The sequence below is a fragment of the Paraburkholderia sp. RAU6.4a genome, from assembly GCF_050435625.1.
GTDB classification, from domain to species: Bacteria; Pseudomonadota; Gammaproteobacteria; order Burkholderiales; family Burkholderiaceae; genus Paraburkholderia; species Paraburkholderia tuberum.
On sequence record NZ_JBNDKQ010000001.1, the window covers coordinates 222,687 to 248,718 of the forward strand.

Genomic DNA, 26,032 nt, shown 5'->3' on the forward strand with positions numbered 1-26,032 from the left:
GGCGATAAAGAGAGAACAAGTTGGCGCGTTACGGAAAGACATTCAAGGACAGAGCAGTGGCGCGGTTGCTGCCGCCGGAGAGCGCATCAGTGGAAGAGGTTGCGCGAGAGATCGGTGTGGGCGCGCAGACGCTGGAGCGCTGGCGCAGTGATGCGCTGTCCAGGCCCGCTCGCGAGCGGGCATGGACAGCGGCCGCGCGTTTCGAAGCGGTGTTGAGCACGGCAGCGATGGACGAGACGGCCCGCAATGCGTGGTGCCGCGAGCATGGCGTGTATCCGCAGGTTCTGGCGCAGTGGCGGCAAGCGGCCACGCAGGCGCTGGCCGAGCCCGAAGAGGCCCGTGCGAGTCCACAGCAGACGAAGCAGGACCAGCGTCGCATCAAGGAACTGGAACGCGAACTGCGGCGCAAGGAGAAAGCACTGGCCGAGGCAGCCGCATTGCTGGTTCTTTCAAAAAAACTCGGGGCGATCTTCAACACGGACAAGGGCGAGGACGAATGATCGGCCTCGAAGATCGCCAGTTCCTGGCCCGGGAAATCGATTCGGCAAGACTGGCTGGCGCACGGTTGCGCCTGGCCTGCGAGGTGGCCGGAATCGACGTGCGTACCCTGCAGCGCTGGAGGGCCAATCAAGGGCTCGTCACTGGCGACGCCAGGCCCGGCGCGATGCGCCTGCTGCCCGCGCACACCTTGAGCCCGCAGGAGCGGGAAAACGTGCTGCGCGTAGCCAGCGAGCCGCGCTTTGCCGACATGCCACCGGCGCGCATCGTGCCGATGCTGGCTGACGAAGGCGTGTATATCGCCAGCGAATCGACCTTTGCACGCGTGCTGCGCGAGCATGGGCAGATGAGGCGCCGTGGCCGTGCCAGAACTCCTTCGAGCGGCCGGCCGCCGACCACGCACGTTGCAACCGCGCCGCGCCAGGTGTGGTGCTGGGACATGACCTATTTGCCGGCAACGGTCACAGGGCGATGGTTCCACCTGTACCTGATTCTGGACCTGTACAGCCGCAAGATTGTCGGCTGGGAGGTGCACGACAGCGACGCGGCCGAACACGCTGCTCATCTCGTACGTCGTACGGCGCTCTCCGAAGGCATTGCCGCCCTTGAGGCCCGGCCGGTGCTGCACGGCGATAACGGGGCGACGCTGAAGGCCACGACCGTGCTGGCGATGCTGCACTGGCTGGGCATCAAGCCGTCGTACTCGCGCCCCCGGGTCAGCGACGACAACGCCTATGCCGAGGCGCTGTTCCGAACCGCGAAGTACCGGCCGGAGTTTCCGGTCACAGGCTTCGAGGACCTGAACGCTGCTCGCACCTGGGCTGCCGGCTTCGTGCAGTGGTACAACTTCGAGCATCGTCATAGTGGCATCCGCTACGTGACGCCTGCGCAGCGTCACGCCGGTGACGATCGTGCGCTTCTCGCCGCTCGGCATGCACTGTACGAGAGGGCCCGCGAGCGCAATCCGGCCCGCTGGTCGCGCCACACGCGCAACTGGACACCGGTTGGTGCCGTGACGCTTAACCCCGAACGCGACTCAGTCGTCGAGATGGCGTCGATCAGCGCAAATAAACAGCCTCTGGCTGCATGAGTGAGGCGACAACTTGCTTGACGCGCGCCGGCGGCTTCGCGGCCGAACTCGCGCATCCGTTGCAGTGTTCATTGATCCAGTCGAGCGGCGTGCAACTCAAACGCCGCAGCAGATAATCCGTCGATGGAAACCTCCGACCACGTACTGATCGTCGATGACGATCGCGGTATCCGTGAACTGCTCGCGGGATACCTCGAGAAAAACGGCGTGCGTGTCTCGCTCGCGGCCAATGGCCGCCAGATGCGCGCCGCGCTCGAGAACGGCGCGCCCGACCTGATCGTGCTCGACCTGATGCTGCCCGGCGAAGACGGCCTCGTGCTGTGCCGTGAGTTGCGCGCGGGCAAGTTCCGCACAGTGCCGATCCTGATGCTGACGGCGCGCAGCGAGGAAGCGGACCGGATCGTCGGCCTCGAAATGGGCGCCGACGATTACCTGACCAAACCGTTCGCCGCACGCGAGTTGCTCGCGCGAATCTGTTCGGTGCTGCGCCGCGCGCGCATGCTGCCGCCCGGCATGGAGGTGACGGAGTCGGCGCCGATGCTGTGCTTCGGCGACTGGCGGCTCGACACGACCGCGCGCCATCTGCTCGACGCGGACGGAACCGAGGTGGCGTTGAGCGGCGCGGAGTACCGTCTGTTGCGTGTGTTTCTCGATCATCCGCAGCGCGTGCTCACGCGCGATCAGTTGCTGAACCTCACCCAGGGACGCCAGGCCGATCCGTTCGACCGCTCGATCGATCTGATGGTGAGCCGCCTGCGTCAACGCCTGCGGGACGGCGCGCGCGAGCCGCGCTACATCAAGACGCTGCGCAGCGAGGGCTATGTGTTTTCAGCGGCCGTGACCGCGATCGGAGATCCGCAATGAGCGCATCTCCATCACCGTCGTTGCTGCGCTGGCCGCATTGGCCGCGCACGCTGTTCGCGCGGCTCGCGGTGATTTTGTTCGTCGGGCTCGCGCTCGCGCAGGCGCTGTCGTTCTGGCTCACGATGACCGAGCGCGACCAGACGATGACCAACATCATGATGGGCTACATCGAGCGCGAGGTGGCGAGCTCGGTCGCGCTGCTCGATCATCTGCCGCCCGACGAGCGCGCCCAGTGGCTGCCGCGGCTCGCGCGGCGCAGCTATGAGTTCGTGCTCGGCCCGGGCGTGCCAGGCACCCCGGTCGACGCGAGCCTGTCGGCGCGCGTCGCGCAGTCGATCGGCGATGGCATCGGCACGCGTTATCCGTTGACCGTCAACGCAGTGCCGGGCGATCGCGAGCGTCTGCAGGTGCACCTGAAACTGAGCGACGGCACGCCGCTCACCATCGACCTGCGGCCAATGCCCGGCGCCCCGTTGTCGCGCTGGCTGCCGCTCGTGCTGACGCTGCAGCTGCTCGTGCTCGCGGCCTGCTGCTGGCTGGCGGTACGGCTCGCGACGCGCCCGCTCAATCAGCTCGCAGTCGCGGCCGACACGCTCGGCCCCGACCTGAAGGCCGCGCGTCTGCGCGAAGCCGGTCCGTCCGAAGTGGCGCGCGCCGCGCGCGCGTTCAACGCGATGCAGGACCGGATCGCCACGTACATGACCGAGCGCATGCAGATTCTCGCGGCGATTTCGCACGATTTGCAGACGCCGATCACGCGCATGCGTCTGCGTGTCGACACGATGGACAACGACAGCGAGGCCGCAAAGCTGCGCCAGGATCTGCAGGAAATGGAGGCGCTGGTCAAGGAAGGGGTCACCTATGCGCGCACGATGCATGGCACGACCGAGGTGCCGCGCCGCATCGATCCCGATGCACTGTTCGACAGCCTGGTGTGCGATTACGTCGACGCGGGTCAGCAAGTGTCACTGCAGGGCCACTTCGGCCAGTCGCTGACGATGCGTCCGCAGGCGTTGAAGCGCATCGTCGGCAATCTGGTCGATAACGCGCTGAGGTACGGCGGCGCCGCGCAGATCGATATCGGGGCGTTGCACGATGGCGAGGCTACCGTGTCGGTGCTCGATCGCGGTCCCGGCATTCCGGTCGAGTCGCTGGAGACGGTGTTCGAGCCGTTCGTGCGGCTCGAAGGGTCGCGCAATCGTCAAACGGGCGGCACGGGGCTGGGGCTCGCGATCGCGCGGCAACTCGCGCTCGCGATGGATGCGACGCTCACGCTGCACAACCGCGTCGGCGGCGGTCTCGAAGCGCGGCTGACGTTGAGGAAGTTGCGCGAGTCATAGTTGGACCTCTTGCGGCGCGGACACGCGGACGATTCCGTCAGAAAAATTCACAAAGCCCGCCATTACGAAATCGTCGTCGGGTTTGGGACTATTAATGATCCCCGCGCGCCAATTTCGAGCTGTCGCTCTGGTGCTTCTCAGTAGTTCTGAACGACCACCGGTTCAGCTCGCTTCAGCGATTCCCCATCATTTGAGAAAACCGCGGCGGTGATGCGGCAGGTCGCATCATTGTTAAATCACGATATTCAAAGCGACTTTTCGATGCGAGCGATTCAGATGCGTGGTGAATTGTTAATTCGCAAATTCAACCAGATTCGGCAACGCAGCATCGATGGATTCGATCGCATAGCGAGCCACAGTCCGTTACCTTGTCTTCGATAAATTGACAAACGCCAACGGACAGACCATTCTTTTCGTGTGGTGGTTGCAGAGTAGCGCGGCTGATCAACAGCAAGATTGGCCGAGAGACACGTTTCGTTCGAATCTGATTAAAGATCCTTGTTAAAAAGGTAACTAAAAGGAATCCGAATGGCGTCCACTCCACAAAAGATGTCAAAAATGCAACTCACCGGGATGGTGGTGGGCGGCATGGTCGGAGCCGGGATCTTTTCCCTGCCGCGCACTTTTGCCAATGCCACCGGTCCGGTGGGTGCCGTGATTGCCTGGCTGATTGCGGGCACGGGCATGTATATGCTGGCGCGCGTATTTCAGGCGCTGGCCGAACGCAAGCCCGAACTGGACGCCGGCGTGTTTGCGTATGCGAAAGCGGGCTTTGGCGATTATCCGGGCTTTCTCTCCGCATTTGGCTATTGGATCGGTAGCTGTATCGGCAACGTTTCTTACTGGGTGCTGATCAAGTCGACACTCGGCGCGTTTTTTCCCGTGTTCGGCGACGGCAATACGGTCGTCGCGATCGTCGTTGCATCGATCGGCATCTGGCTATTTCATTTCATGATCCTGAAGGGCGTGCAGCAGGCGGCCTTCATCAACAGTATCGTCACGGTCGCCAAGATCATTCCGATTCTGGTGTTCATCTTGATCCTGATCTTCGGCTTCCGGTTGGACCTGTTCCAGGCCAACCTCTACGGCGGAGGACTCGAAGGCAATATCCTCGAGCAGGTGCGGGCCACGATGCTGGTCACTGTGTTCGTGTTCATCGGTATCGAAGGGGCGAGCGTTTATTCCCGTTATGCGAAGAAGCGCTCCGATGTCGGCCAGTCGACGATTCTCGGCTTCGTCGTCGTGACCTCGCTGATGGTGCTCGTGACGATGCTGCCTTACGCAGTGCTCCAGCGCGCAGACATCGCGGCCATGCGGCAGCCGTCGATGGCGGCGGTGCTCGAAGCGGTGGTCGGTCATTGGGGCGCGGTTTTCGTCAGCATAGGTTTGCTGATTTCGGTACTGGGCGCTTATCTCGCCTGGTCGCTGATCTGCGCCGAAGTGTTGTTCACGGCGGCAAAGACCGAAGACATGCCCGCCGTATTCGCGAGGGAAAACGCCAACAAGGTACCTGCCAATGCATTGTGGCTGACCAACATCGTGGTGCAGCTGCTCGTCATCAGCACCTACTTCTCGCGCGATGCATTCGCGCTGATGCTGAATCTGACGAGCGCGATGTCGTTGATTCCGTACCTCTTCGTCGCGGCGTTCGGCTGCATGAACGCGAATCGCGGCGACGGTTACGACGTGCGCGCCGACGAGCGCCGGCGTGACTTCATCATGGCCGCAATCGCCTCGATCTATACGGTCTTCATGATCTGGGCGGGTGGCCTGAAATTCATTCTGCTTTCCGCCGTGCTGTATGCGCCAGGAACGGCGCTTTATGTCTGGGCTCGGCGCGAGCAGAACAAGAATGTCTTCATCGTTTCCGACTGGATCATTTTCATCGTTGCGATCATTGGCGCGATCATCGGCATCTATGGCCTCGTAACCGGAAGGATCGCGATTTAGCTTTAATGAAATCCGATTGAACAGAGCGGGCCAACATTGGCATTCAGGAGATCATCATGGCGAACACGGACGCGAAAGCGGGTGAATTGGGTGTCTACTCGGAAGTCGGGCAGCTGCGCAAAGTGATGGTCTGCGCACCGGGGCTCGCGCATCAGCGTCTTACCCCGAGCAATTGCGATGAACTGCTGTTCGACGACGTACTGTGGGTCGAGAACGCGAAGCGCGACCACTTCGACTTCGTCACGAAGATGCGCGACCGCGGCGTCGAAGTGGTGGAGATGCACAATCTGCTCGCCGAAACGGTCGCGGTGCCCGAAGGCAAGAAGTGGATTCTCGACAACCAGGTGGTGCCGAATCAGGTCGGCCTCGGCTTTATCGATGAATTGAGAAGCTATCTGGAAGGGCTCGACAATCGCAAGCTGGCCGAAACGCTGATTGGCGGGCTATCCACTCACGACTTCCCGGAAGCGCACGGCGGCAAGGCGCTGGAGGTCGCGAAAGAAGCGGCGGGCGGCACCGAATATCTGCTGCCGCCGCTGCCGAACACGCTGTACACGCGTGACACGACGTGCTGGATCTATGGCGGCGTCACGCTGAATGCGCTGTACTGGCCGGCCCGCCACGAGGAGACGATCCTGACCACGGCGATCTACAAGTTCCACCCCGATTTCGCGGGCAAGGTCAACGTGTGGTGGGGCGACCCGACTCAGGACCACGGTCTCGCCACGCTGGAAGGCGGCGATGTGATGCCGATCGGCAAGGGCGTCGTGCTGATCGGCATGAGCGAGCGCACCTCGCGGCAGGCCATCAGTCAGCTGGCTGCAATGCTGTTCAAGAAGGGCGCGGCCGAGCGCGTGATCGTCGCGGCGATGCCGAAGATTCGCGCGGCAATGCACCTCGATACCGTGTTCACGTTCGCCGATCGCGATTGCGTACTGGTCGCCCCGGACTTCATGGCGAAGACGCGCACCTATTCGTATCGGCCGAGCAGCCATCCGAGCGGCGTCGAGTTGCACGCCGAAAACAAGCCGTTCACCGACGTCGTCGCCGAGGCGCTCGGGCTGAAGCATCTGCGCGTGGTCGAGGCGGGCGGCAGCGACTATCAACGCGAGCGCACGCAGTGGGATAGCGGTGCGAACCTCGTGTGCGCGTCCCCGGGCGTCGTCTATGCATACGACCGCAACACGTACACGAACACGCTGTTGCGCAAGCAGGGCATCGAGGTGATTACGATCGTCGGTGCGGAGCTGGGCCGTGGACGTGGCGGCGGTCACTGCATGACCTGCCCGATCATCCGCGATGCGGTCGACTATTGATCAGTCAAGCGAATCAATCTGGCCGGTGACCGGCAAAGTGTCGCCCGCTCGTTGAAGTGGCGAGCGGGCGACAGCGCCGCGTGCGCTTGCGCCGCCGCCAGGAACGGCGCGATCCGTCCAGACGATCGACGCGACGAATCGAATCGCCCCGCTAATCGCCGGGTTGACGCACGCGGTAGTGGTGGGCAGGTCCGGCTTGAAGTCGAACTTCCTTTTACTATACTTTTTAACGACTTCGCGCCTGAATTATCGAATTTGATATCTCGCGATTTGCAAGGATTACATTCGATAGACCAGCGATCGCTGCAATGAAGTTGGAGTTAATGAATCTGCGAGTAGCTGGACCATCACTTTTCACGTCAATCGCGTGAATGCTCGGAGCTTTCATCCACCGCACGGAGGTTCGAATATGAATAATCGCTTTGTTGCGCAACTCGTCGCCTTGTCGTTTGCCGGTATGTCCGCGCTCGCGATTGCGGCTGGGCCCATGAAGGACCAGGGCGGCGGCCAGATGGCCGGTACGGGCCGTCAGCAGGTGATGCCGACGATTCCGCACCGTGACTGGCATAAAGGTCAACGTGTGCCGGCCGAATACCGTAACTACAACTTCATGATGGACGACTGGCGCGGACATGGCCTCAATGCGCCGCCGCGCGGGCACAAATGGCTGGGTGTCAATGGCGACTATGTGCTCGTAACGACGAACAACTGGACCATTTCAGACATTGTCGCCGGAACCCAGTAATGCTTCCTCGTGGTGCCCGGGCTATCCGGCGACCAGTTTTAGCGCCGGAACCTGGGCCATTCATCGACACGACATGATTTCGTCATTTTCGCGTCGATTTAATGCTGCGTGTCGTATAGCCGGTCGGGAACGAACAATGCAGTCACGCCGCTCAAAAAGAACACCGCGCCGACCACGAGAAAGCCAAGTCCGATCGAAAACTGCGTCGCGATAAAACCGATGACGATCGGCGCCGCCCCCGAACAGAAGCGCCCGAGATTATACGAGCCGCCCACCGCGGTGCCGCGCACCGACGTCGCAAAACTCTCCGACATGAATGTGCCGATCGTGCCGAGTGGCACGCCGTACAGAAAGCCGAAGACAAGCATCAGCGTGGAAATGTTGTCGTGGGTGTGCCAGAAAATGATCACGGGCAGAAAGAGTGCCGCACCGATACAGCCGAGCACGTACACGCCGCGCCGGCTCCAGCGGTCACCGAGCCAGCCCGCGAAGATCTTGCCGATGAAGGCGACCACGTATGTGCCGATCATATAGCCGGTCAGCGAGCTGAACTTGATGTGCAATTCCTTCTCGAGATACGTCGGCAGCCAGTTGTTCAGGCCGTAAAAGCCGGACAGCACGAAGACTGACGCGAAGGTCCACAGGATGAACATCGTGCGCGCCTGGCGGTCGCGGAAAATCTGCGCGTAGCGATTGTCGACGAGCCGCGTTTTGCTCGCACGGTCGGCAGCCCGGCTCGCGAGCCATGCCGCCGGTTCGGGCACCGCGAACTTGATCACGAATGCGAGCAGCACCGGCACGGCAGACACGTAGTACAGCGTGCGCCAGCCGTACTGCGGCAGGATCCAGTTGCTGAGTGCGATCACGACGATATAGCCGGCCGAAATGCCGGTTTGCAGCATGCCGAGTACCAGCGAGCGCCGTTCTGTCGGCACATATTCGGCTACGAGCGTGGTGACCAGCACCATGCAGCCAATGCCGAGCGAACTGATAAAGCGCACCGCCGCGGAAGCGAGGGCGAATTCGACGAAGCTGTGCGTGAACCCGAGCATCCCCGCGCCGAGCGAGAACAGCGCGAGCGCCCATGCGATGACCCGCACGCGGCCGAGACGATCGCTCGCCCAGCCGCCGACAATGCCGCCGATCGCCATGCCGAGCAAGGTCAGACTGCCGAGCGCGCCCGCTTCGACATTGGTCAGCCCGAAGTCGTCCTTGATGCGCGACAGGGTGAGGCCGTACATCATCACGTCGGCGCCATCGGCGATCAGCGCGAGGTAGGCGAGCACGAAGACCAGCACCCAGCGGCCTTGCGAGACGGCGGAATGGGTCACCGCTCGATAGTTTTGCAGGTCGGATGGTGTTTTCATGAACGGGCGGCGCGAGCGGGGGATGCCATATTCTGCTTGAGCAGAGCGGGGACAAGGAAGGCGCCGATCAGGAGGCCTATGCTTTCATGACGGCTGGTGTACCAGCCTTCCTTGTGGGTCAGGTTCATCGTACCGATGCACACGCCATCATAGGCGATCGGAATGTTGAGGATCGAGCCGAGACCGATACCCGTCATCACCGCATGATCGTCGAAGGCCTCGCGAATGCCTTGCGACGTGGCGGCACGAAACGGCTTCAGATCCTGAAGTATCTGTCGCGCCCACGCGGTGCCTTGCTTCTTTTTGCGGCCGCCCAGTGGATAGATGTCCGGCAGGTTCGTGTAGACCCGTTCGACCTCGTGACGCCGCGCATCGTAGGACATGATCGTGAACAGGCTTAGGCCTATCGCCTTTGCCGCCACCGCGTGAACCGCGCGGAACAGCTCGAGCGGTTGGTTCTTCAGGCGCATCGCCAGCGCGAGACGCTCGAGGTCTGCGATATCCAGCATCTGCGTATCGTGCGGTGCGGGTTCGGTCAGGTTGCCTTGCATCATTTGCATCGCGTTTGCATCGGAAAGTGTGAAAAGTCGCAGTGCGTTTAGCCGTGCATGCGGGTGGAGTTCAGCTGGCCTCGCGCGTCGCGAGCCGGTTCGAGTTCGCTCGCCTCGATATCTTCGAGCGAGCGGTTGCGCGTTTCGATGCCGAGGAAGAACACCACGCATGCGCCGATCACCAGCACCGTCGTGGTCATCGCGAATACACCGAGGAAACCGGACAGCGGATAAACGAGGCCGACGAGGATCGGCGCGCTGACCGAGCCGATGCGGCCGAACGATGACGACGAGCCCGTGCCCGTCGTGCGTACCGCGGTGGGAAACACTTCCGGCGTGTAAGCGTAGACGCCGGCGAACGCGCCGTTCATGAAGAACGACAGCGCGATGCCCGCGGTCATGATCTGTATGCCGGTGTGAGAAAACGCGAGCGTGATCGCGGCGATGCCGCCGAACAGCATGTAGGAAGCGACCACCGCCTTGCGGCCGATCTTTTCGTTGAGCCACGCCGCCGAGAAGTAACCGGGAATCTGCGCGCCATAGATTGCAATCGAATAGCCGAAGCTCTTCGTCATCGTCAGCCCTTCCTTGACGAGCAGGCTCGGGATCCACGCGAAGAACGAGTAGTACGCGAACGCGACCGAGAACCACATCAGCCAGCTGACCGCGGTCGTGCGCGCGAGTCGCGGCGACCACAGCGTGAGCACGTTGCGCCACGCGTTGCCGCGCGCCGGCGTCGAGGCCGGCGTGGGCAGCGCGTGTAGCGCGTGGTTCGCAGTCACGGGCGCAAGCGCAATGCCGCGCTCGACGAACGCCGCTTCGATGCGGCCGACGATGCCGTTCGCTTCGGCCGCGCGGCCCTGGCTTTCGAGCCAGCGCGGCGATTCCGGCAGCGTCCGGCGCCACCACAGCAGCATCACGACGGGCAGCGACGTGATCACGGCCAGATAGCGCCAGCCGTCGACGAAGTTGCGCACCACCGCGAAGCCGAGAATCGACGAGGTCAGATAGCCGAACGACATGAAGCCGACCAGCGCGCCGCAGAAAATGCCGCGATAGCGGCGCGGCACGAACTCGGCGAGAAACGGCGCGATCACGACCGTCTCCGCGCCCGAACCGAAGCCCGCGACGACGCGCAGCGCGAAGAACGTGTGCCAGTCGTGCGCGGTCGCGCTCGCGAGCGACGCGACGCAATAGATGGCGAGCGCGCTCATCATGATGCGGCGCCGGCCGATCACGTCGGCGAGCACACCCGACAGGAACGCGCCGAAAAAGTAGCCGATATAGGTGCTGCTCGCGACGAGCCCGGTCTCAGCGCTCGTCAATTGCCACAGCTTGCTGACGACCGGCAGCAGGAACGCGAGCGACGACGAATCGAGCCCGTCGAACATGTACCCGAGCCCGCCGATCAGCAGCAGTCTGCGGTGAAAGCTCGACAGGGGAAGTCTTTCAAGACGGGCGGCGACGGCGGACACGGCAACTTCTCCTGAAGGAAATGGCGCGGCGAGGCCACGCGTTCTGCGCTGATGGCTGCTTCGGGCCGCTTATCGGCCGATTGCGTAGGCCTGCATCTGACGCGGTGTAGCGGCGCCTCGCATCAAACCGTTGCGGATCGCAACCGCGCAGACCCGGCCGAGCGCCCACGGTTCCGCGACGGTGAGGTCATGGCCCCGCGCGTGCAGTTCGGCGAGCGTGCTGTCCGGAAAGCGCGACTCGGCCGACATCTTGCCGAGCTGCATCGCGCGCGGATAGAACGAGCCGGGGAAGTGCGCGGTCTGGAACGAGGGCGCATCGGCGGCGGCCTGGAAGTTCATGCCGCCATGCACGTGCTTGAGGAACAGCTGCAGCGACCACTGATCCTGCTGGTCGCCACCCGGCGTGCCGAAGGCCGCGTACGGTTTGCCGTCGCGCGTGACGAGCGTCGGCGACAGCGTGGTGCGCGGCCGGCGGCCCGGGCCGAGTGACGAAGGCAGGCCTTCTTCCATCCAGAACATCTGCGCGCGCGTGGTGACGTTGAAGCCAAGCCCCGGCACCGCCGGCGACGCCTGCAGCCAGCCGCCCGACGGCGTAGCCGACACCATGTTGCCCCAGCGGTCGACCACGTCGAGATGCACGGTATCGCCGCGCAATTCGGGCAGCGGCGCGAACGTCGGCTCACCCTGGCCAAAGCCGCCGGCCTGCTCGCGCCCGGCATTCGCGACGATGCGCGCGGCGCGCTGCTCGCTGTCGCCGAGCAGCCCGGGGCGGAATTCGAACGACGCGCGGCGCGGATCGATGAGGCGGCGCCGGTCGTCGTTGTACGCGTCGCTGAGCAGCACGTCCATCGGCACATGCGAAAACGCCGGGTCGCCGTAGAACACTTCGCGATCGGCGAATGCGAGCTTCGAGCACTCGATCACCGTGTGCACGAAATCGGGCCCGAGGGGGTCCATCGCGCCGAGATCGAAACCCTTCAGCAGCGCGAGCTGTTGCAGGAACATCGGGCCCTGGCCCCACGGGCCGGTTTTGTGCACGCGCATGCCCGCGTAGTCGTAAGACACCGGGTCTTCGTAGGTTGGCTCCCAGCGCGCGAGATCGCCCGCATCGAGCAGACCGCTATTGCGCAGGCCCGAGGTGTCGAGCACGGCGGTCGAACGGAAGTACTGGTCGATCGCGTCGGCGACGAAGCCGCGATAGAAGACATCACGCGCGCGTTCGCACTGCTCGGCGCGATCGCTGCGCGTATTCGCCTCGCGCAGGATGCGCTTGTAGGTTTCGGCGATCGCGGGATTCGCGAACAACTGGTTCGGCATCGGCGCCTCGCCGTTGCGCAGCCATTGCTCGGCCGAGGTCGTCCATTCGGTGCGGAAGAAGTCCTGAATCGCGAGAATCGACGATGCCATGCGTGGCAGCACCGGATAGCCGTTTTCCGCGTAGCCGATCGCATAGCTCAGCACTTCTTCGAGCGGCAACTGGCCATAGTCGCGCAGCAGCGCCATCCACGCGCCGAATGCGCCCGGCACGACCGCGGGCAGCAGGCCCGTGCCCGGCACCACGTCGAGCCCCATCTTGCGCATCCGCTCGATCGTCATGCGCGCGGGCGTCACGCCTTGTCCGCACAGCACGCGCACGCGTTCTTCGCGCGCGCTGTAGAACACCACCGGCAGCTCGCCACCCGGACCGTTCAGATGCGGCTCGACGATCTGCAGGACGAAGCCGGCTGCTGCGGCGGCGTCGAACGCATTGCCGCCTTTTTCGAGGACCGCCATCGCCGATGCGCTCGCGAGCCAGTGCGTCGAGGCCACCATGCCGAAGGTGCCGATCAGTTCTGGACGGGTTGTAAACGACATGCGCGACTCCTTGGCGACGACGGTCCGAATGGAAGAACCAATATGGAGTGGTTCAATTGGAGAAAATGAAAGCGTAAAACTAACGAAGCCGGGTTGCACCCGGTGTTAACCATCAATATGCGACCCAGTATAGCGAATCAAAAATCACCGGGTGCTGGTATGTCATGCCGCCGCGATTCTGGTATCGTTGGGACCAATACAAATTGGTTCAGTGGACAACATGGACAAACCGGTACTGGATGCGCTGCTCGACTACATCGCCGATCATCAGTTGAAGGACGGCGACGCGCTGCCGCCCGAACGAAAGCTCGCCGAGGAACTGGACGTGAGCCGCCGCGAGCTGCGCGCGGCGCTCGCTTCGCTCGAGGCGTCGGGGCGCGTGTGGCGCGGCGTCGGCCGCGGCACCTATCTGGGCGCGCGGCCGCTGAAGTTTGCGCCGACGCTGCGCGGCTTGCGCGCCGGCACCAGTCCCGCGGATATTGCCGAAATGCGGCTGCTGTTCGAGCCGGCGCTGGCCGCGCTGGCCGCGACGAAAGCGAGTGGCGACGACCTGCAGGAACTGGAGAAATGCGCACGCAAAAATGCCGCCGCGAAAAACGACGACGAGTGGCAGCAATGGGATCATCGCTTTCATTTGCTGATCGGACATGCCACGCGTAATCCCGCGTTGATTGCGTTGATGGAGGTGATCAACGGTATGCGGGTGAAGCCGGAGGTGCGCGAGAAAACGTCCGCGCAGGAGACGCGGCAGTTTTTCGCGCAACAGCATCAGGCGATCGTCAATGCGCTGAAAGCGCGCGATGCGGATGCGGCCGCGCAATGCATGCGCGAGCATCTGCTGAGCGTGCAGTGGCGTGCGTCGGCGAAGACCGATGGTGCGGCGGCGCGGCGGGCGTGAGGTTGCCGTGGTGCCGCGCGTCGGTCAGGATGGCGGCGCTTTACTGCGCGAGCTTCCGGTTCAGCCGGCGCATGCCGTCGAAGACCGCATCGGCCACGTCCAGCGGAAAGGCGGCGGGCAGTTGCGACGAGACTGCGTCGATCACCGTCTCCGTTTGCGCGGTCAACTGATCGATCAGCGTATCGACGTCCGCGGCGGAAAAACCGACGCGCTGTCCTTCGGCCACCCAATGCCGGCGCTGGATCTGATTGAGCAGGTAGTGGACGTTCTTGCCGCGAACCGCCATCGCCAGTTTCACTTTTTGCGCCGCGAGGCGCCCCGCGCCGCTGCCGATGATCGGATGCGCGGACAGCACGTCATAAAGCGGCGTGGATTCGTAGCGATTGCCGGGCAGATGCGCAATGCTGAAGTTCTTCGCGTGGCCATCGGTCGCGGCGAGCAGCCAGAAAACCAGCTGCGTCGCGAAGAAGTTGCGCCGGTCCGCCGTCGCGCGTGTGGACCTCGCGAGTATCTCCATGATCGTCTCGATGCCCGGACCGCCATCGGACTCGTACTTGTGCAGCGCCGACGTGCCAGTGGCCTGGCACATGTCCTCTTGCGGCAGACGCACGATCCACGTGGCGTCGCTCGACAAACGGCGATCGAAGCGCTCGACGATCAATACCTTCTGCTCATCGAATCGCGCGATTTCGCAACGCGCGACGGGCAGCCCGTAGGCCGCGACGATCTGCGAGCACAGCCATTCGTTTTCCACCGACGTGCGCATATCGGCGCGCATGTTGCCGACGAGCCCAAGCGGCAGCTTGAAGATGTGCGTGGTCGGCGTGCTGCCTTCGGGCAGCAGCCAGCGATTGCGATGACGGAGCAGCGCGGTTTTTTCCTGCGCGCCGGCGATCGACAGACGCAGGTCTTCGAGCGGATCGTGCTGCCCGAGCGGCGCCGCCGTCGTCGTGCCGCGTAGCAACGCCGCGATCTCGCTGTCGCTGAGTTCGCGACCGTGGATGCTCGTCAGATCGCTCGGCTCTTCGTCCGGCGACAGCAGTTGCAATGCGCCGACGCAGTCGCGGCCGAGCGCGGTGAGCAACGCAAACGGCGCGGCGCTGCCGGTCCGGTAGCGCGCGGCGATGCGGCGCCGGATCGGTTCGCTGTCGGGCAGCAGGTTGTCGAAATAGTCGGCGACGATCTGACCGCGATATGCCTGATTGCCCGGTGTGAACGGCAGTGACAGCGATAGCGGACGTCCTTGCGGATCGTCGATCCATTCGTCGGCATAGCTCAGACGTTCGCCGCTGCGTGTCGTTTCCCAGGCGCCGACCCGCAGGCCGTTCATCCACAGATTCAGACGGTTCGGTGTGCTGCGCGCCATGCTTACCAGTCCTCCCGTTTCTTGCTGGTGCTGGCCGCTTTGGTTGCCTTGGCGGGTTTGACCGCTTTGGGCTTTTGCGCCGACGGTCCCGGTTTGAGCGGCACGCGCGTGGCGCGTTTAGCGTTGCTTTTTGCGTCGACCGGCGTTCCGGCGACCGGCGCTCCGGCGGCCGGCGTTCCGCTCCCGGCGCGGCGGGAGCGGTTCGGCGCCGGCGCGGCGTCTTCCACGGCCATGCTTTGCGTCGATCCGCTCTGCGCGAGCTTCAGATCGACCTGCAAGACCCGCAACACCCTGAAGAGCCGTTCGACGCTGACGGTCGCCGGATTCGCTTCGAGTTGCGCGTAGGTCTGTTGCGTGACCCCGAGATGCGCGGCCATCGCGGCCTGAGTGAGGCCGGCGGCCTTCCTGAAGCCCTGCAGGATCGGTCTGAGTTGGCTCAGTGTCTTGATGGCGTAGTCCACGGTCGATCTCCGGTTCGGCTGCGGCGGCGTAACAGCCCAAAACCTGTAAATAACAGATACAGTCTATACTCTGTATTTAGCAAATACAAGCTAGAGACTGTTAATGACGAGCACGTACGCATTTGAAACCGCGTCCCGTCACGCTACTCATCACGCAACTAACGGTCAACCGCGCACCGCCACCCCCTTCGCTGCTGCGCAGCCCCTCCGCCGCAGGCAACATGTGATCCACCGAAAATAAAGATGATCGACAAACGCAACCATAAAATCGCATCTGTTTCACTGCTGGTTGGTGCTGCCATCAGAAGAAGCAACGCCTCGACCGGAAATAGATAAATCCGAATCGTTTTCGATTGACGATCTAATCAGGAAGCCGAACATTCAGGCAAAACAAAAGCTGTTTTCGCATTGCGTGGCCAGAACACTGAATGGCCGTCGATAACGAATCGCTAGCAATATCACGGGCGCTCAAATCGAGCGCAGGATAGCTGACGAGTGTCGACGCGCATTGCATCGTATCCTTTCGCTTGCCGAATGAAATTTGACACAAATGTCACGCGCCGCGCATCGAGAGGAAACGGGCTTGGAAATTACAGAAAAGGCTGTAGACTCTATAGCGTGTATTACGCGGCGAGGCCGACACGAGTCCAATCGTTGCGCGCATACGGCATGTGTGCAAATCACTCCAATCCGCCATGAGATTTTCTGCCATCAAGGTGTCTATTCGCTGATACGACCCAACGCCAATAGAAGCCGAACCGGCGAACCACGCCGACCGGTGAACCTGAAAGGAGATTCGACGAGACACACAGACCATTCTTCCAAATAACGCGATCGACGCCGCCGGATGCGGTCGCCGGCGGGCCGCTGGAGAACATAACTTCTTTGGAGTATGTGATGGCAAGCAAACCACAATGGCGAACGCTGTTATCTCTGACTTTTCTATCGCTGGCAATGATGGGCAACGTGGCGCGTGCGGAGAGCATTCCAATTGTCACAGGCCAGCAATGGATGCAGTCGACCGATGAGCAGAAGAAAGCGTATCTGGTCGGCATCTCGAATTTGATCGACGTTGAGCGCGCCTATGCCGGCAACACGGCGAACAGCAATGACATCGCACAGCGCTTCGGCAAGGGCATGCAAGGCCAGACACTGGACAGCGTGCGTCAAGGCCTCGACGGCTACTACGCCGCCAATCCCACGATGATCCAACACCCGGTGATCGAGACCCTCTGGTTCCAGATGGTCGTGCCCGGCATGAAGAAAAATCAGTAAGGAGAACGATCATGAAACGACTTGGGTGGATCGTCAGTATTGGCGCACTGGCTGCGATGATCGGTTGCACGGACATGAGCCCGCAGACGCAGGGCACGGTGAGCGGCGCGGCACTTGGCGCGGGCGCCGGTGCGGGCATCGCGGCGATCTCCGGCGGCGATGCGTGGACCGGCGCGATCATCGGCGGCGCGGCGGGCGGCGTGGCCGGCAATATCCGCGGCCGTCAGTAATTACCGGCGAGCAGGAAAGGCTGGGGCGCGACCTGGGTCACGTCCCGGCTTCGTTACTGAAGCGCACGGCCCGATCAGGCCTTGATCAGGCATTCCACGGCCGTCGAGTGAAGCGATTTCCGAGGCGTCGCTGAAGGACCGTTCTTCCATGGGGCACCTCTCCCTTCCCCGCGACGCCGTATGCATTCCGTGCCATTTTCCTCACGTCGAATGTCAAGTAGCGAAGCGAATGGGGCGAATTCATTCGCGCTCGCGACATCGCGCATCCCCAGTTCGTCATGAAAATAATCCGTTCATACTCGGGCCGCTGTCGACGTCGCGTTGCCCGCCCGGCCGACAAAGTTTGAACCGATGATTAAAAGCCCTTAGGATATCCACATCGGAAGCCGCCGCGATGGCGGCATGCGCACACCACGCAGAGAGCAGCCTGCGCGCGGTGCAACCTTCATCTCATCAAGAGAACACGAATGCTGCGCACGTCACTGAAGGTAATAAAGATAAGTGCATGGATTCTGGTGCTGCTGGCGGTGCTCGCATTGGGGGCTACGCGTGTGGAATTCGCAGCGCGGGCCGGAGCTGTCGGTATGGCACACCTATGTGCCGCGCGAAATGACCGTCGAGGAAATGGACACCGCCGACTGGAACGCATACATCAAAGCGGAAAATCGGATTTTCGACGACGTGCGCGTCAATGTCGTTGAAAAGCTGCGGCCGTCCGAGCGCATTCCGGCGAACCGCTATTACGAGGGTTCGCCGATTTTTCCGTGGCATTTCGCCGAAAACTGGAATCACTCGTACATTCTCGAGCCGTCGGGGCCACCCGTCGGCGCGGTCGTGCTGCTGCACGGCATGACGGATGCGCCGTACAGCATGCGGCATATCGCGCGTCGATATCGTGATCGCGGTTTCGTCGCGATCGGCATCCGCTTACCCGGACATGGCACGGTGCCGGCGGGGCTCGTCGACGTGCACTGGCAGGACTGGACCGCGGCCACTCGGCTCGCGGTGCGTGAAGCGCGCCGTCGCGTGGGGCCGGACAAGCCGATCGAGCTGGTCGGGTTTTCGAACGGCGGCGCGCTCGCACTGCAATATGCGCTCGACGCGATCGAGAATCCCGCGCTCGCGCGTCCGACGCGCGTCGTGCTGATCTCGCCGATGATCGGCGTCACGCGTTACGCACGCTTTGCCGGTCTCGCCGGATTACCCGCGGTGCTGCCGGCTTTCGCGCGCGCCGCGTGGCTCGGCATCGTGCCGGAGTTCAACCCGTTCAAGTACAACTCGTTTCCTGTGAATGGCGCGCGACAGTCCTTTCTCCTCACGAGCGTGATTCAGGAACAGATTGCGCGGCTCGAGCGCGAGAACCGGCTCGATAAGTTGCCGCCTATCCTCACGTTCCAGTCGGTGACGGATTTCACGGTCAGCACGCCAGCGGTGATGTCGGCGCTCTACGACAAGCTGCCTGAGAACGGCAGCGAGGTCGTGCTGTTCGACGTGAACCGCAGCGTGCGCTTCAGGACCTTCCTGCGCTCCGCGTCGTACACGGCGCTCTCGCGCCTACTGCGCATCGGTCCGCAGAACTATCGCACGACGGTGATCGCCAACGTGTCGCCGGATTCAGCGCATACTGTCGAGCGCAGCGTTTATGCGGGCGAAGTGCAAACGCGTGTCAAGCCGCTGGATATCGACTATCCGCAGGATATTTTCTCGTTGTCGCACGTCGCGATTCCATTCCCGATCACCGACGCGCTGTACGGCATCGCGCCGGACGATTCGGAGAACTTCAACGAGAACCTCGGCACGCTCGCGCCGCGCGGCGAACGCGGCACACTGATTCTGACGCTCGATTCGATGTTCCGCATCGCGTCGAATCCGTTCTTCCCGTATCTGCTGCAGCGTATCGACGAAGGCATCGGAAAGATGCCGCCGCCGGTCGTCAAGTCACCGCCGCGCACGCATGAAACCGCCGACGGTTCGCCCGACGATTTCCCCGAAAATCTGAATGCGCTCGAGCAGGTCGGCTCGGACGAGCCTTGAAATCATCTCGATGCTTTGAATCAAGCTGACGGCAATTGCACTGCCACCCTCGTGAGATGTGACCAGACGGACCGCACCTACCGCGGGCCGCCTGCTTTTCGGCTCGAAGATCGACGTTACGGCTGATACGACGAATCGACGATCGTCCACAGCGCCGCTTTCGGCTGCAGGTTCGCATCGAACGGTAGCGGCAGGTTGTTGCGCGGCACCGGCGTCGACGTCAGCCACGTGTGCTTGTCCGAATAGCCCCAGAACGTGACCGCCTTGATGCTCGGCTCCTGCTCGAACAGAGCGAACACGGCGCGATAACGCTCGGCCTGCGCGCGCATGATGTCGTTCGGCACTGGATGCCCGAGGTCCGGCAGACATGCATGCGGATCGCTCCAGCATTCACCGGGATCGGCATAGAGACTCACGTCGAGCTCGGTCACCTGGTTTTCGAGGCCGAGCGCGGCGACGTCGTCGAACGCCTGCTTGATGTTCGGCAGAGGTGGCCAATTTACGCTGATATGCATCTGATGCCCGACACCGTCGATCGGCACGCCCTGCGCGCGCAAATCGCGAATCACCGCGAGCAGCTTTGCGCGCTTGCCCGGATCGTCGGTGTTGTACTCGTTGATATAGAGCTTCACGTTCGGGTCCGCCGCGCGCGCCGCGCGGAAGGCGATCGCGATGTAGTCCTTGCCAAGCGTCCGATACCACGGACTGTCTTCGCGATACACCTGATGCGGATCGTCGCTGATCACTTCGTTGACTACGTCCCACGCGTAGACCTTGCCTCGGAAATGTGTGACGACGTCGGTTACATATCGATCGAGCCGCTTCGCGACGATGTCGTGATAGAGCGGATCTTTCGGATCGCCGGCGAAGAACCAGTCCGGCGCCTCGGTCCAGTCGCCGGCCTTGAAGTGCCACAAGAGCGTGTGCCCGCGCACCGCAATGCCGTGCGCTTGCGCGAACGCGACGATCCTGTCGGCCGGTTCGAAGTTGTACTTGCCTTCCGCGACGCCGATCGTGCCCGGCTTCATCTTGTTCTCGGCGGTCAGGCTCGAGAACTGGGCGGCGACGAGCGCCGCGTCGGCGGGACTGTCGATTGAATCAGGTTCAATCGCCGCGCCGACCTTGAAGTGCGCGGCCATCACACTGCGCAATGACGGCAGCGCCTCAGCGGGCGCCGCGGCGAGCGGCTGGCCGTCATGAGCGACGGCGGCCTGGTTGTGCGCGCAGCCTGCGGTTGCGAGCGCGCAAACGGCGACGGCTGCGCAGAGCATGCGCATTGAAGTCCTCAAAGGACGCACTCCTGGTCTCCTTGTGACGCAATGCCGGTTCGGATGTCTTCTGTAACTATGTTTACCGTTACCGGTAACATGGGATGTTAAGCAGCCTCTGTCAGCCCCGCTATGAGGGATTTACCTGACATATCGACGAGACATGGATGGTGAATCAGCGTCGAGTCGACCGGCTTGACACGGCGTCGGTTGAAAGCGCTTTCAGATGGGGATTGCACGGAACCGACGCGCGGCTAACGGCGCGAAACAGGGCGCCAGTCAATGAATCCCAACTGGCGAGACAGGAAAACCGAATCCGTTGAACGCGCGGGTTTGCTTCAATCGTCGTCCGCGCCGCGATTCAGTTTGATTTCAATGCCCGTTCAGCGAGCCAGCGTCGGGCGAGAGCCGGTTGTCCACCGAGGTGACACCCGGAACCGACATCGCACTCTGCTCGGCACGCGCGACATGGTCCCGCTCTGGCACCCATCCGAGCAGCGTGATCTGCCCCGAGTGGGCAAAGACGAACACATGTGACATCCCGACTCCGCTGTGCGCCTCCGCGACCCGCACGCTATGGGCGAGTTGTTGGTCAGTGGCTTGCGAATCCTGGGCATGGGCCGCCGGCGCTATTGCGCTTGAAATCAGCAGCGCGAGTGTAGAAACAAGGGCTGTTTTCACGATACCTCCTTAGAGTGCCAAGGTGTGTCGGCAAAATCCGCCGGCAAATCTTCCGGTTCGACTCGATGCGAGGCGTCGGAAGTGCACTGGACAAAATCCTCATTTCACTGCATGCGTCGCGGTTATCGCGGTTGCGCGCCGAGGTTTTGCCAGTCGGGGCGATGGGCGGTCGTGCCGTCGCCCGCAGAAAAGTTGCAAGGGCAGCGTGTTCGAGCGGGACGTCGCATGTGCGGCGTGGCGGGGGAACAGCGAGAGCCGGGGATGGAAGCTGGTTGGAGCGTTCGTATTGGAGCGCGAGAGCCAGACGGATGAGCTGACAATCCCGCACTCAGCCTGCTACGCGGCTGAGCCCGGCTCGTTGCCCGACATCGTATGCATTGATGATAGTCGCTAATGTCCACCACTGCTGGCGGCTCCTGCGCCAGTTCGTCAAGCCCAAACCGGCAATGCAAGCGAGACGGCTCGTTGCATCTTCGCAACATCAAGCGCGAAATTTTGCTTGCATTCGAGCGCGTCTTCCTTGTTAAGCAAGCGCTGAGCGACGCGCGAGACGGATTCGCCCATCGTTTCGGTGCATGAGTTCAAACGGATTTCCGACGCTTGTGACCATCACGTAATGGTCACAAAGCAGGGCGCTACTGCGGGATCGTCCGGCGCGCAACTGTTATCGATAACAGCGTTTTCCCTGAGCAGTTAGTTTGATGCGCGGCGCGAGGCCATCCCTATAATCGCCTCGAAATGTGAAGCGAATAAGTAGCGAACATTTCGGCAAGAGGGAAAACGTGTGAGAACGCGTGCGTCCTGTGCGGCTTGGAGACGCCAAAATATATATATAAGGATATCTAAATGAAGAAGAAGCTTATTGCTGTGTCGGTGATGGCAGCCGCGACGACGGTGGCCCATGCGCAGAGCAGCGTCACGTTGTACGGCCGTATCGACAACGGCATCCAGTTTGAAACCGGCCTCCCGGGCGGCCACGCGTGGTCAGCGCAAAGCGGCGATTGGGGTTGCTCGTGGTTCGGCCTGCAGGGCGCCGAAGATATCGGCGGCGGCACGAAGACGGTCTTCCAGCTCGAAGGACAGCTCAACACGATGACCGGTGCATCCGCCGGCAATCTGTTCGGCCGCCACGCGACGGTGGGCCTGACGAACGACCACTGGGGTTTGTTCAAGATCGGTAACCTCGGCGCCGGCGAACTTTCGCAGGACAGCTGGGGCACCGACCCGCAGGTGATGCAGCGCTACGCGATCTCGACACTGGTGCGCGGTCGCAACTGGGCGAGCACCAGCAACGGCGCGGAGTACAACTCTCCGGTGCTGCTCGGCGGCCTCGTGCTGAAGGGCCAGTATTCGCTGACCAACAACACGAGCTGGAACTCGGCGCCTGTCAACTCGGCTGGCGTGCCGACCGGCCAGGGTCGTACGAACGCGGTCGAAGGTGTGTACACGTGGGGCAACGGCGACGTCCGCGTGATCTATGACGAAGTGCGCGGCGCCAACGGCTCGTTCAACAACGTCTACTCTGCTTCGCGGATGGCCCTTGTCGGCGGCACGTACGTGCTAGGTCCGGTCAAGCTGTACGCGGGCTACCAGCACCTGAGCGCGCCTGACGCGACCAACGCGAGCGTGGGCGTAACCGATGCGTCGCAGCCTCTCGGCGTGAGCGCGCCGACCAGTGTGAACCACGAATGGGTCGGCGCTGCATGGCAGGTCACGTCGCCCACGCTGTTGACGGCTGCGGTCTACCACGCGAACGCGAACAACGGCAACGGCAATGCAACGCTGTTCACGCTCGCTGCGACCTACGCGCTGTCCAAGCGCACGTTCCTGTACACGGAAGCCGGCTACGTGCACAACAGCTCGACGTCGAATCTGAACCTCGGCAACGGGCCGTACGGCAACAACAACTTCGATGCGGTGACGGGCACGTCGTCGAACAGCAACCCGAACTATGGTCATAGCCAGACCGGCGTGTTCGCCGGGATCATGACCTCGTTCTGAGTTGAGGTTGCCTGATCAGCAATCGCAGTGATCTCTTTGTTTCAAGGACTGTTTATTTTTCTCTTTCATAGAGAGGCCGGTGCGACGCCTCCTCCACCCTCGTCGCATCGGCTGCTTTTTCTTTTTTTCGAATTCATCACCGGACGTAGTGCGCCTCTTCATATCTGAGAGCGCTTTCATCACAGGATTCAGGCAGAACTCATGACCCACGACGGCTCCAACGATAAACCCGGCGCGCCCAAGGTATCCGACGTACCCGCTGCGCCCAACGTGACGCTCGAAGCCATCGCGCGCGCGGCCGGTGTTTCTCCGAGCACCGTATCGCGGATCCTGAACGGTTCTGCGCGCGTGCTTCCCGCCAAGCAGCAGGCGGTGGAAGCGGCGATCGCGCGTTTCAACTATCGGCCGAACGTGCTCGCGCGCAGTCTCGCGAGCGGGCGGACCGAAACGATCGGCGTATTGACGCAGGCGGTGTCGAGCCCGTTTTACGCCGAGTGGCTGCGCGGCATCGAGGAGTCGTTGTACGAACCGGGCTTTACGCCGATCTTCGTGAGCAGCCGCTGGAACATCGACGACGAAAAGGCGCGCCTCGAGCAGTTCATCGCGCGGCGCGTCGATGGAATCATCTTGCTGCACGCGCAACTCGATGAGTCGACGTTGACCGACTACTCGCGGCACGCGCCAATGCTCGTACTCGGCCGCTCGGTACACAACAGCGCGACGCTCGCTGGCCTGCCGATCGACAACATGCAGGGCGCACGCGACGCGACCCATCATCTGATCGAGCAAGGCCATCGCGAGATCGCCTTCATCGCCGGGCCGGCAAGTCACGAGGATGCGATCGAGCGCCTCGTCGGCTACCGGACCGCGCTCGAGGAAGCGGGCATCGGCTTCGATGCCGATCTCGTCGAGCAGGGCGATTACCTCGAAACGGGCGGCGTCGCAGCGATGGAGCGCCTGATGGCGCGCCATCCATCGTTCAGCGCGGTGTTCTGCGCAAACGATCAAACCGCGTACGGCGCGCGCCTCGCGATGTTCCGCCGCGGCGTGCGGGTGCCCGACGACGTGTCGCTGGTCGGCTTCGACGATTTGCCGACATCGTCGTACATGACGCCGCCTTTGACGACAGTCCGCCAGCCGACTTACGAAATCGGCCGCCTCGCCGCACAGGGCATCGTGCAGATGATCCGCAAGCAGTCGATCGCGCTAAGCCCGATTCCGCTCACGCTCGTGACGCGTGAAACCACGCGGCGAATCACGCCGCCGGTAAAACGGGGGGATACGCCTACGTAGCGGCTGTTTTTTCGCCTCAACGTGAAAGCGCTTTCAGGTATCGGCAGTCAAGCAGAAATTCAGCAGCGCATTCAGCGCCAGGCAAAGCAGCACCGAGCAAAGCAGCAACAAAGACAACAGGGGAAGTAGGTCGCAGCAACCGGGTATTCATCAAATGCAATTCAAACAGGGTTCTTCAGGAGACGAGTAATGAAATTCCGCTTTTCAGGCTCTGCCGCCGCCGTTCTGCTCAGCCTGGCCGCAGTCGGCGCGCACGCCAACACCACGTTGACGGTCGCGGTCTTTCCGAAGCTGGATCAGGAAATCAAGGACGCGCTTCCGGCGTGGAAGAAGCTGCATCCGGACGTCGACATCAAGGTCTCGTCGCTCGCGATCGCCGATCACCACAACGCAATGACCACCGCACTCGCGACGAGCTCCAATCTGCCCGACGTGATGGCGGTCGAGGTCGGCTTTATCGGCCGCTTCGCCTCGGGCGGCGGTCTCGAAGATCTGTCGAAGGCGCCGTATAACGCGGGCCAGTACAAAAGCCAGTTCATCAACTACACGTTCGCGCAGGCGACCACGCAGGACGGCACGATCGTCGGCATGCCGGCCGATATCGGTCCGGGCACGCTGTTCTATCGCAAGGACCTTCTCGACAAGGCGGGCGTGACCGAAGCCGACCTGACGAAGTCGTGGGACTCGTACCTGGCGGCCGGCGTGAAGATCAAGAAGGCGACGGGTGCGTACCTGATGGCATCGTCGCGCGATATCGAGGACATCTACATTCGCGCCGACCTGAAGGAAGGCGATGGCGTGTACTTCGACAAGGCCGGCAATCCGGTCGTCACGTCGCCGCGTTTCGTGAAGGCGTTCGAGCTCGCGAAGAAAGCACGCGACCTCGGTCTCGACGCGAAGATCACGCCCTGGTCGAACGAATGGGCCGAAAGTTTCAAGCGCGGGACCGTCTCGACGCAGATGATGGGCGCGTGGCTCGGTGGCCACCTGTCGTCGTGGATCGCCCCGGACACGAAGGGTCTGTGGCGCGCGGCCAATCTGCCGAACAACGCGTACGCATCGTTCGGCGGCACGTTCTACTCGATCCCGGCGAAGGCGACGCAAAAGCCGATGTCGTGGGAATTCATCAAGTTCCTGACGACGCGCCAGGACACGCAGCTCGCATCGTTCCGTTCGATCGACGCATTCCCCGCGCTGCTCGCCGCGCAGAACGATACGTTCTTCGCGGAGCCGGTCGCATTCCTCGGCAACGAGAAAGCGCGTCTGATCTGGCGTGACGCAGCCTCCCACATCCCGGCGATCCAGCGTAGCAAGTACGACCAGGTCGCCGAGGAAGCGGTGCACTCGGCGCTCGACAAGGTCGTCGACGACGGCGCAGACGTGCATACGGCGCTCCAGGAAGCGCAGGACCAGATCGCGCATCGGGTGCGCCGTTAAGCGGTATCGATGCAAGATCGCGGCACGCGGCGTGCCGC

Annotated in this window: 21 protein-coding genes and 1 pseudogene; 13 read left to right on the top strand and 9 right to left on the bottom strand. The window is 62.5% G+C overall.

From position 1 onward, the window contains the following. Positions 1-20: 20 nt before the first annotated feature. From OKW40_RS00975 to OKW40_RS01000, 6 genes are all read left to right on the top strand, one after another. A protein-coding gene (locus OKW40_RS00975; RefSeq protein WP_429487714.1) for an IS3 family transposase occupies positions 21-1,588 on the top strand; the annotation gives its coding sequence in 2 pieces (ribosomal slippage) (positions 21-459 and positions 459-1,588; 1,569 coding nt in all). Between the two features lie 123 nt (positions 1,589-1,711). Continuing rightward, positions 1,712-2,452 (top strand): response regulator, encoded by a 741-nt coding sequence (locus OKW40_RS00980; RefSeq protein ID WP_429487716.1) that lies wholly within the window; start codon positions 1,712-1,714, stop codon positions 2,450-2,452. Then, positions 2,449-3,792, top strand: coding sequence for an ATP-binding protein (locus tag OKW40_RS00985; RefSeq protein ID WP_090810663.1), 1,344 nt, complete (start codon positions 2,449-2,451; stop codon positions 3,790-3,792). The genes OKW40_RS00980 and OKW40_RS00985 overlap by 4 nt, the downstream gene beginning before the upstream one ends. Before the next feature lie 528 nt (positions 3,793-4,320). Beyond that, positions 4,321-5,742, top strand: a complete 1,422-nt coding sequence (locus tag OKW40_RS00990) for a basic amino acid/polyamine antiporter (protein ID WP_429487717.1) — start codon at positions 4,321-4,323, stop codon at positions 5,740-5,742. Positions 5,743-5,867: 125 nt separating this feature from the next. Then, entirely contained in the window at positions 5,868-7,058 is a 1,191-nt protein-coding gene (locus OKW40_RS00995; RefSeq protein WP_409340120.1) for an arginine deiminase, read from the top strand. 409 nt (positions 7,059-7,467) lie between these two features. Continuing rightward, a complete protein-coding gene (locus OKW40_RS01000; protein WP_184061758.1) occupies positions 7,468-7,803 on the top strand; it encodes an RcnB family protein in 336 nt (111 codons plus the stop codon). Between the two features lie 98 nt (positions 7,804-7,901). Here the strand turns inward: OKW40_RS01000 and OKW40_RS01005 are convergent, their stop codons facing one another. From OKW40_RS01005 to OKW40_RS01020, 4 genes are all read right to left on the bottom strand, one after another. Then, positions 7,902-9,170 (bottom strand): MFS transporter, encoded by a 1,269-nt coding sequence (locus OKW40_RS01005; protein WP_429487719.1) that lies wholly within the window; start codon positions 9,168-9,170, stop codon positions 7,902-7,904. Beyond that, positions 9,167-9,730, bottom strand: a complete 564-nt coding sequence (locus tag OKW40_RS01010; RefSeq protein WP_429487721.1) for a GAF domain-containing protein — start codon at positions 9,728-9,730, stop codon at positions 9,167-9,169. The genes OKW40_RS01005 and OKW40_RS01010 overlap by 4 nt, the downstream gene beginning before the upstream one ends. A 38-nt stretch (positions 9,731-9,768) precedes the next feature. After that, on the bottom strand, positions 9,769-11,196 hold the full coding sequence (locus OKW40_RS01015) for an MFS transporter (protein ID WP_184023600.1): 1,428 nt from the start codon (positions 11,194-11,196) through the stop codon (positions 9,769-9,771). 69 nt (positions 11,197-11,265) lie between these two features. Next, entirely contained in the window at positions 11,266-13,050 is a 1,785-nt protein-coding gene (locus OKW40_RS01020) for a gamma-glutamyltransferase family protein (protein ID WP_429487723.1), read from the bottom strand. Between the two features lie 220 nt (positions 13,051-13,270). Here OKW40_RS01020 and OKW40_RS01025 point away from each other — a divergent pair, with 220 nt between their 5' ends. Further along, complete coding sequence (locus OKW40_RS01025) at positions 13,271-13,948, top strand: FadR/GntR family transcriptional regulator (protein ID WP_184045149.1); 678 nt, start codon at positions 13,271-13,273, stop codon at positions 13,946-13,948. Between the two features lie 40 nt (positions 13,949-13,988). Here OKW40_RS01025 and OKW40_RS01030 read toward each other — a convergent pair whose 3' ends face one another. Further along, positions 13,989-15,314 carry a type II toxin-antitoxin system HipA family toxin gene (locus OKW40_RS01030; RefSeq protein WP_429487724.1) on the bottom strand — a complete coding sequence of 442 codons (1,326 nt, stop codon included), beginning with the start codon at positions 15,312-15,314 and terminating at the stop codon, positions 13,989-13,991. A 2-nt stretch (positions 15,315-15,316) separates the two neighbouring features. Beyond that, the gene (locus OKW40_RS01035; protein ID WP_429487726.1) at positions 15,317-15,775 is read right to left on the bottom strand and encodes a helix-turn-helix transcriptional regulator; all 459 of its coding nucleotides are present in this window, start codon (positions 15,773-15,775) and stop codon (positions 15,317-15,319) included. Between the two features lie 897 nt (positions 15,776-16,672). Between OKW40_RS01035 and OKW40_RS01040 the strand changes: the two genes are divergently transcribed. From OKW40_RS01040 to OKW40_RS01050, 3 genes and pseudogenes are all read left to right on the top strand, one after another. Beyond that, positions 16,673-17,050, top strand: a complete 378-nt coding sequence (locus OKW40_RS01040) for a hypothetical protein (RefSeq protein WP_429487728.1) — start codon at positions 16,673-16,675, stop codon at positions 17,048-17,050. A gap of 11 nt (positions 17,051-17,061) precedes the next feature. Beyond that, positions 17,062-17,280, top strand: coding sequence for a YMGG-like glycine zipper-containing protein (locus OKW40_RS01045; protein WP_018422694.1), 219 nt, complete (start codon positions 17,062-17,064; stop codon positions 17,278-17,280). Positions 17,281-17,747: 467 nt separating this feature from the next. Beyond that, positions 17,748-19,314, top strand: a pseudogene (locus OKW40_RS01050) (alpha/beta hydrolase). Positions 19,315-19,430: 116 nt separating this feature from the next. On the opposite strand, the gene OKW40_RS01055 reads toward OKW40_RS01050, so the two are convergent. From OKW40_RS01055 to OKW40_RS01065, 3 genes are all read right to left on the bottom strand, one after another. Next, a complete protein-coding gene (locus OKW40_RS01055; RefSeq protein WP_429354823.1) occupies positions 19,431-20,591 on the bottom strand; it encodes an endo-1,4-beta-xylanase in 1,161 nt (386 codons plus the stop codon). A gap of 363 nt (positions 20,592-20,954) precedes the next feature. After that, positions 20,955-21,263 carry a BON domain-containing protein gene (locus OKW40_RS01060; RefSeq protein ID WP_187616500.1) on the bottom strand — a complete coding sequence of 103 codons (309 nt, stop codon included), beginning with the start codon at positions 21,261-21,263 and terminating at the stop codon, positions 20,955-20,957. 429 nt (positions 21,264-21,692) lie between these two features. Further along, positions 21,693-21,827 (bottom strand): hypothetical protein, encoded by a 135-nt coding sequence (locus tag OKW40_RS01065; protein WP_429487730.1) that lies wholly within the window; start codon positions 21,825-21,827, stop codon positions 21,693-21,695. A gap of 282 nt (positions 21,828-22,109) precedes the next feature. On the opposite strand from OKW40_RS01065, the gene OKW40_RS01070 reads away from it, so the two are divergent. The 3 genes from OKW40_RS01070 to OKW40_RS01080 all read left to right on the top strand — a co-directional run bounded on the left by OKW40_RS01070 (position 22,110) and on the right by OKW40_RS01080 (position 25,994). Next, the gene (locus OKW40_RS01070) at positions 22,110-23,264 is read left to right on the top strand and encodes a porin (RefSeq protein ID WP_429487732.1); all 1,155 of its coding nucleotides are present in this window, start codon (positions 22,110-22,112) and stop codon (positions 23,262-23,264) included. A 201-nt stretch (positions 23,265-23,465) separates the two neighbouring features. After that, on the top strand, positions 23,466-24,557 hold the full coding sequence (locus OKW40_RS01075; RefSeq protein WP_429487734.1) for a LacI family DNA-binding transcriptional regulator: 1,092 nt from the start codon (positions 23,466-23,468) through the stop codon (positions 24,555-24,557). A gap of 189 nt (positions 24,558-24,746) precedes the next feature. Further along, complete coding sequence (locus OKW40_RS01080) at positions 24,747-25,994, top strand: ABC transporter substrate-binding protein (protein ID WP_184068263.1); 1,248 nt, start codon at positions 24,747-24,749, stop codon at positions 25,992-25,994. Positions 25,995-26,032 lie beyond the last annotated feature (38 nt).

Coding starts and splice junctions, on each gene's coding strand:
- OKW40_RS01020 (WP_429487723.1), bottom strand. CDS start 13,050: ATGTCGTTTACAACCCGTCCAGAACTGATCGGCACCTTCGGCATGGTG.
- OKW40_RS01040 (WP_429487728.1), top strand. CDS start 16,673: ATGGCAAGCAAACCACAATGGCGAACGCTGTTATCTCTGACTTTTCTA.
- OKW40_RS01030 (WP_429487724.1), bottom strand. CDS start 15,314: ATGGCGCGCAGCACACCGAACCGTCTGAATCTGTGGATGAACGGCCTG.
- OKW40_RS01005 (WP_429487719.1), bottom strand. CDS start 9,170: ATGAAAACACCATCCGACCTGCAAAACTATCGAGCGGTGACCCATTCC.
- OKW40_RS00980 (WP_429487716.1), top strand. CDS start 1,712: ATGGAAACCTCCGACCACGTACTGATCGTCGATGACGATCGCGGTATC.
- OKW40_RS01070 (WP_429487732.1), top strand. CDS start 22,110: ATGAAGAAGAAGCTTATTGCTGTGTCGGTGATGGCAGCCGCGACGACG.
- OKW40_RS01065 (WP_429487730.1), bottom strand. CDS start 21,827: ATGGGCGAATCCGTCTCGCGCGTCGCTCAGCGCTTGCTTAACAAGGAA.
- OKW40_RS01080 (WP_184068263.1), top strand. CDS start 24,747: ATGAAATTCCGCTTTTCAGGCTCTGCCGCCGCCGTTCTGCTCAGCCTG.
- OKW40_RS01025 (WP_184045149.1), top strand. CDS start 13,271: ATGGACAAACCGGTACTGGATGCGCTGCTCGACTACATCGCCGATCAT.
- OKW40_RS00985 (WP_090810663.1), top strand. CDS start 2,449: ATGAGCGCATCTCCATCACCGTCGTTGCTGCGCTGGCCGCATTGGCCG.
- OKW40_RS00990 (WP_429487717.1), top strand. CDS start 4,321: ATGGCGTCCACTCCACAAAAGATGTCAAAAATGCAACTCACCGGGATG.
- OKW40_RS01055 (WP_429354823.1), bottom strand. CDS start 20,591: ATGCGCATGCTCTGCGCAGCCGTCGCCGTTTGCGCGCTCGCAACCGCA.
- OKW40_RS01075 (WP_429487734.1), top strand. CDS start 23,466: ATGACCCACGACGGCTCCAACGATAAACCCGGCGCGCCCAAGGTATCC.
- OKW40_RS01000 (WP_184061758.1), top strand. CDS start 7,468: ATGAATAATCGCTTTGTTGCGCAACTCGTCGCCTTGTCGTTTGCCGGT.
- OKW40_RS00995 (WP_409340120.1), top strand. CDS start 5,868: ATGGTCTGCGCACCGGGGCTCGCGCATCAGCGTCTTACCCCGAGCAAT.
- OKW40_RS01045 (WP_018422694.1), top strand. CDS start 17,062: ATGAAACGACTTGGGTGGATCGTCAGTATTGGCGCACTGGCTGCGATG.
- OKW40_RS01010 (WP_429487721.1), bottom strand. CDS start 9,730: ATGCAAATGATGCAAGGCAACCTGACCGAACCCGCACCGCACGATACG.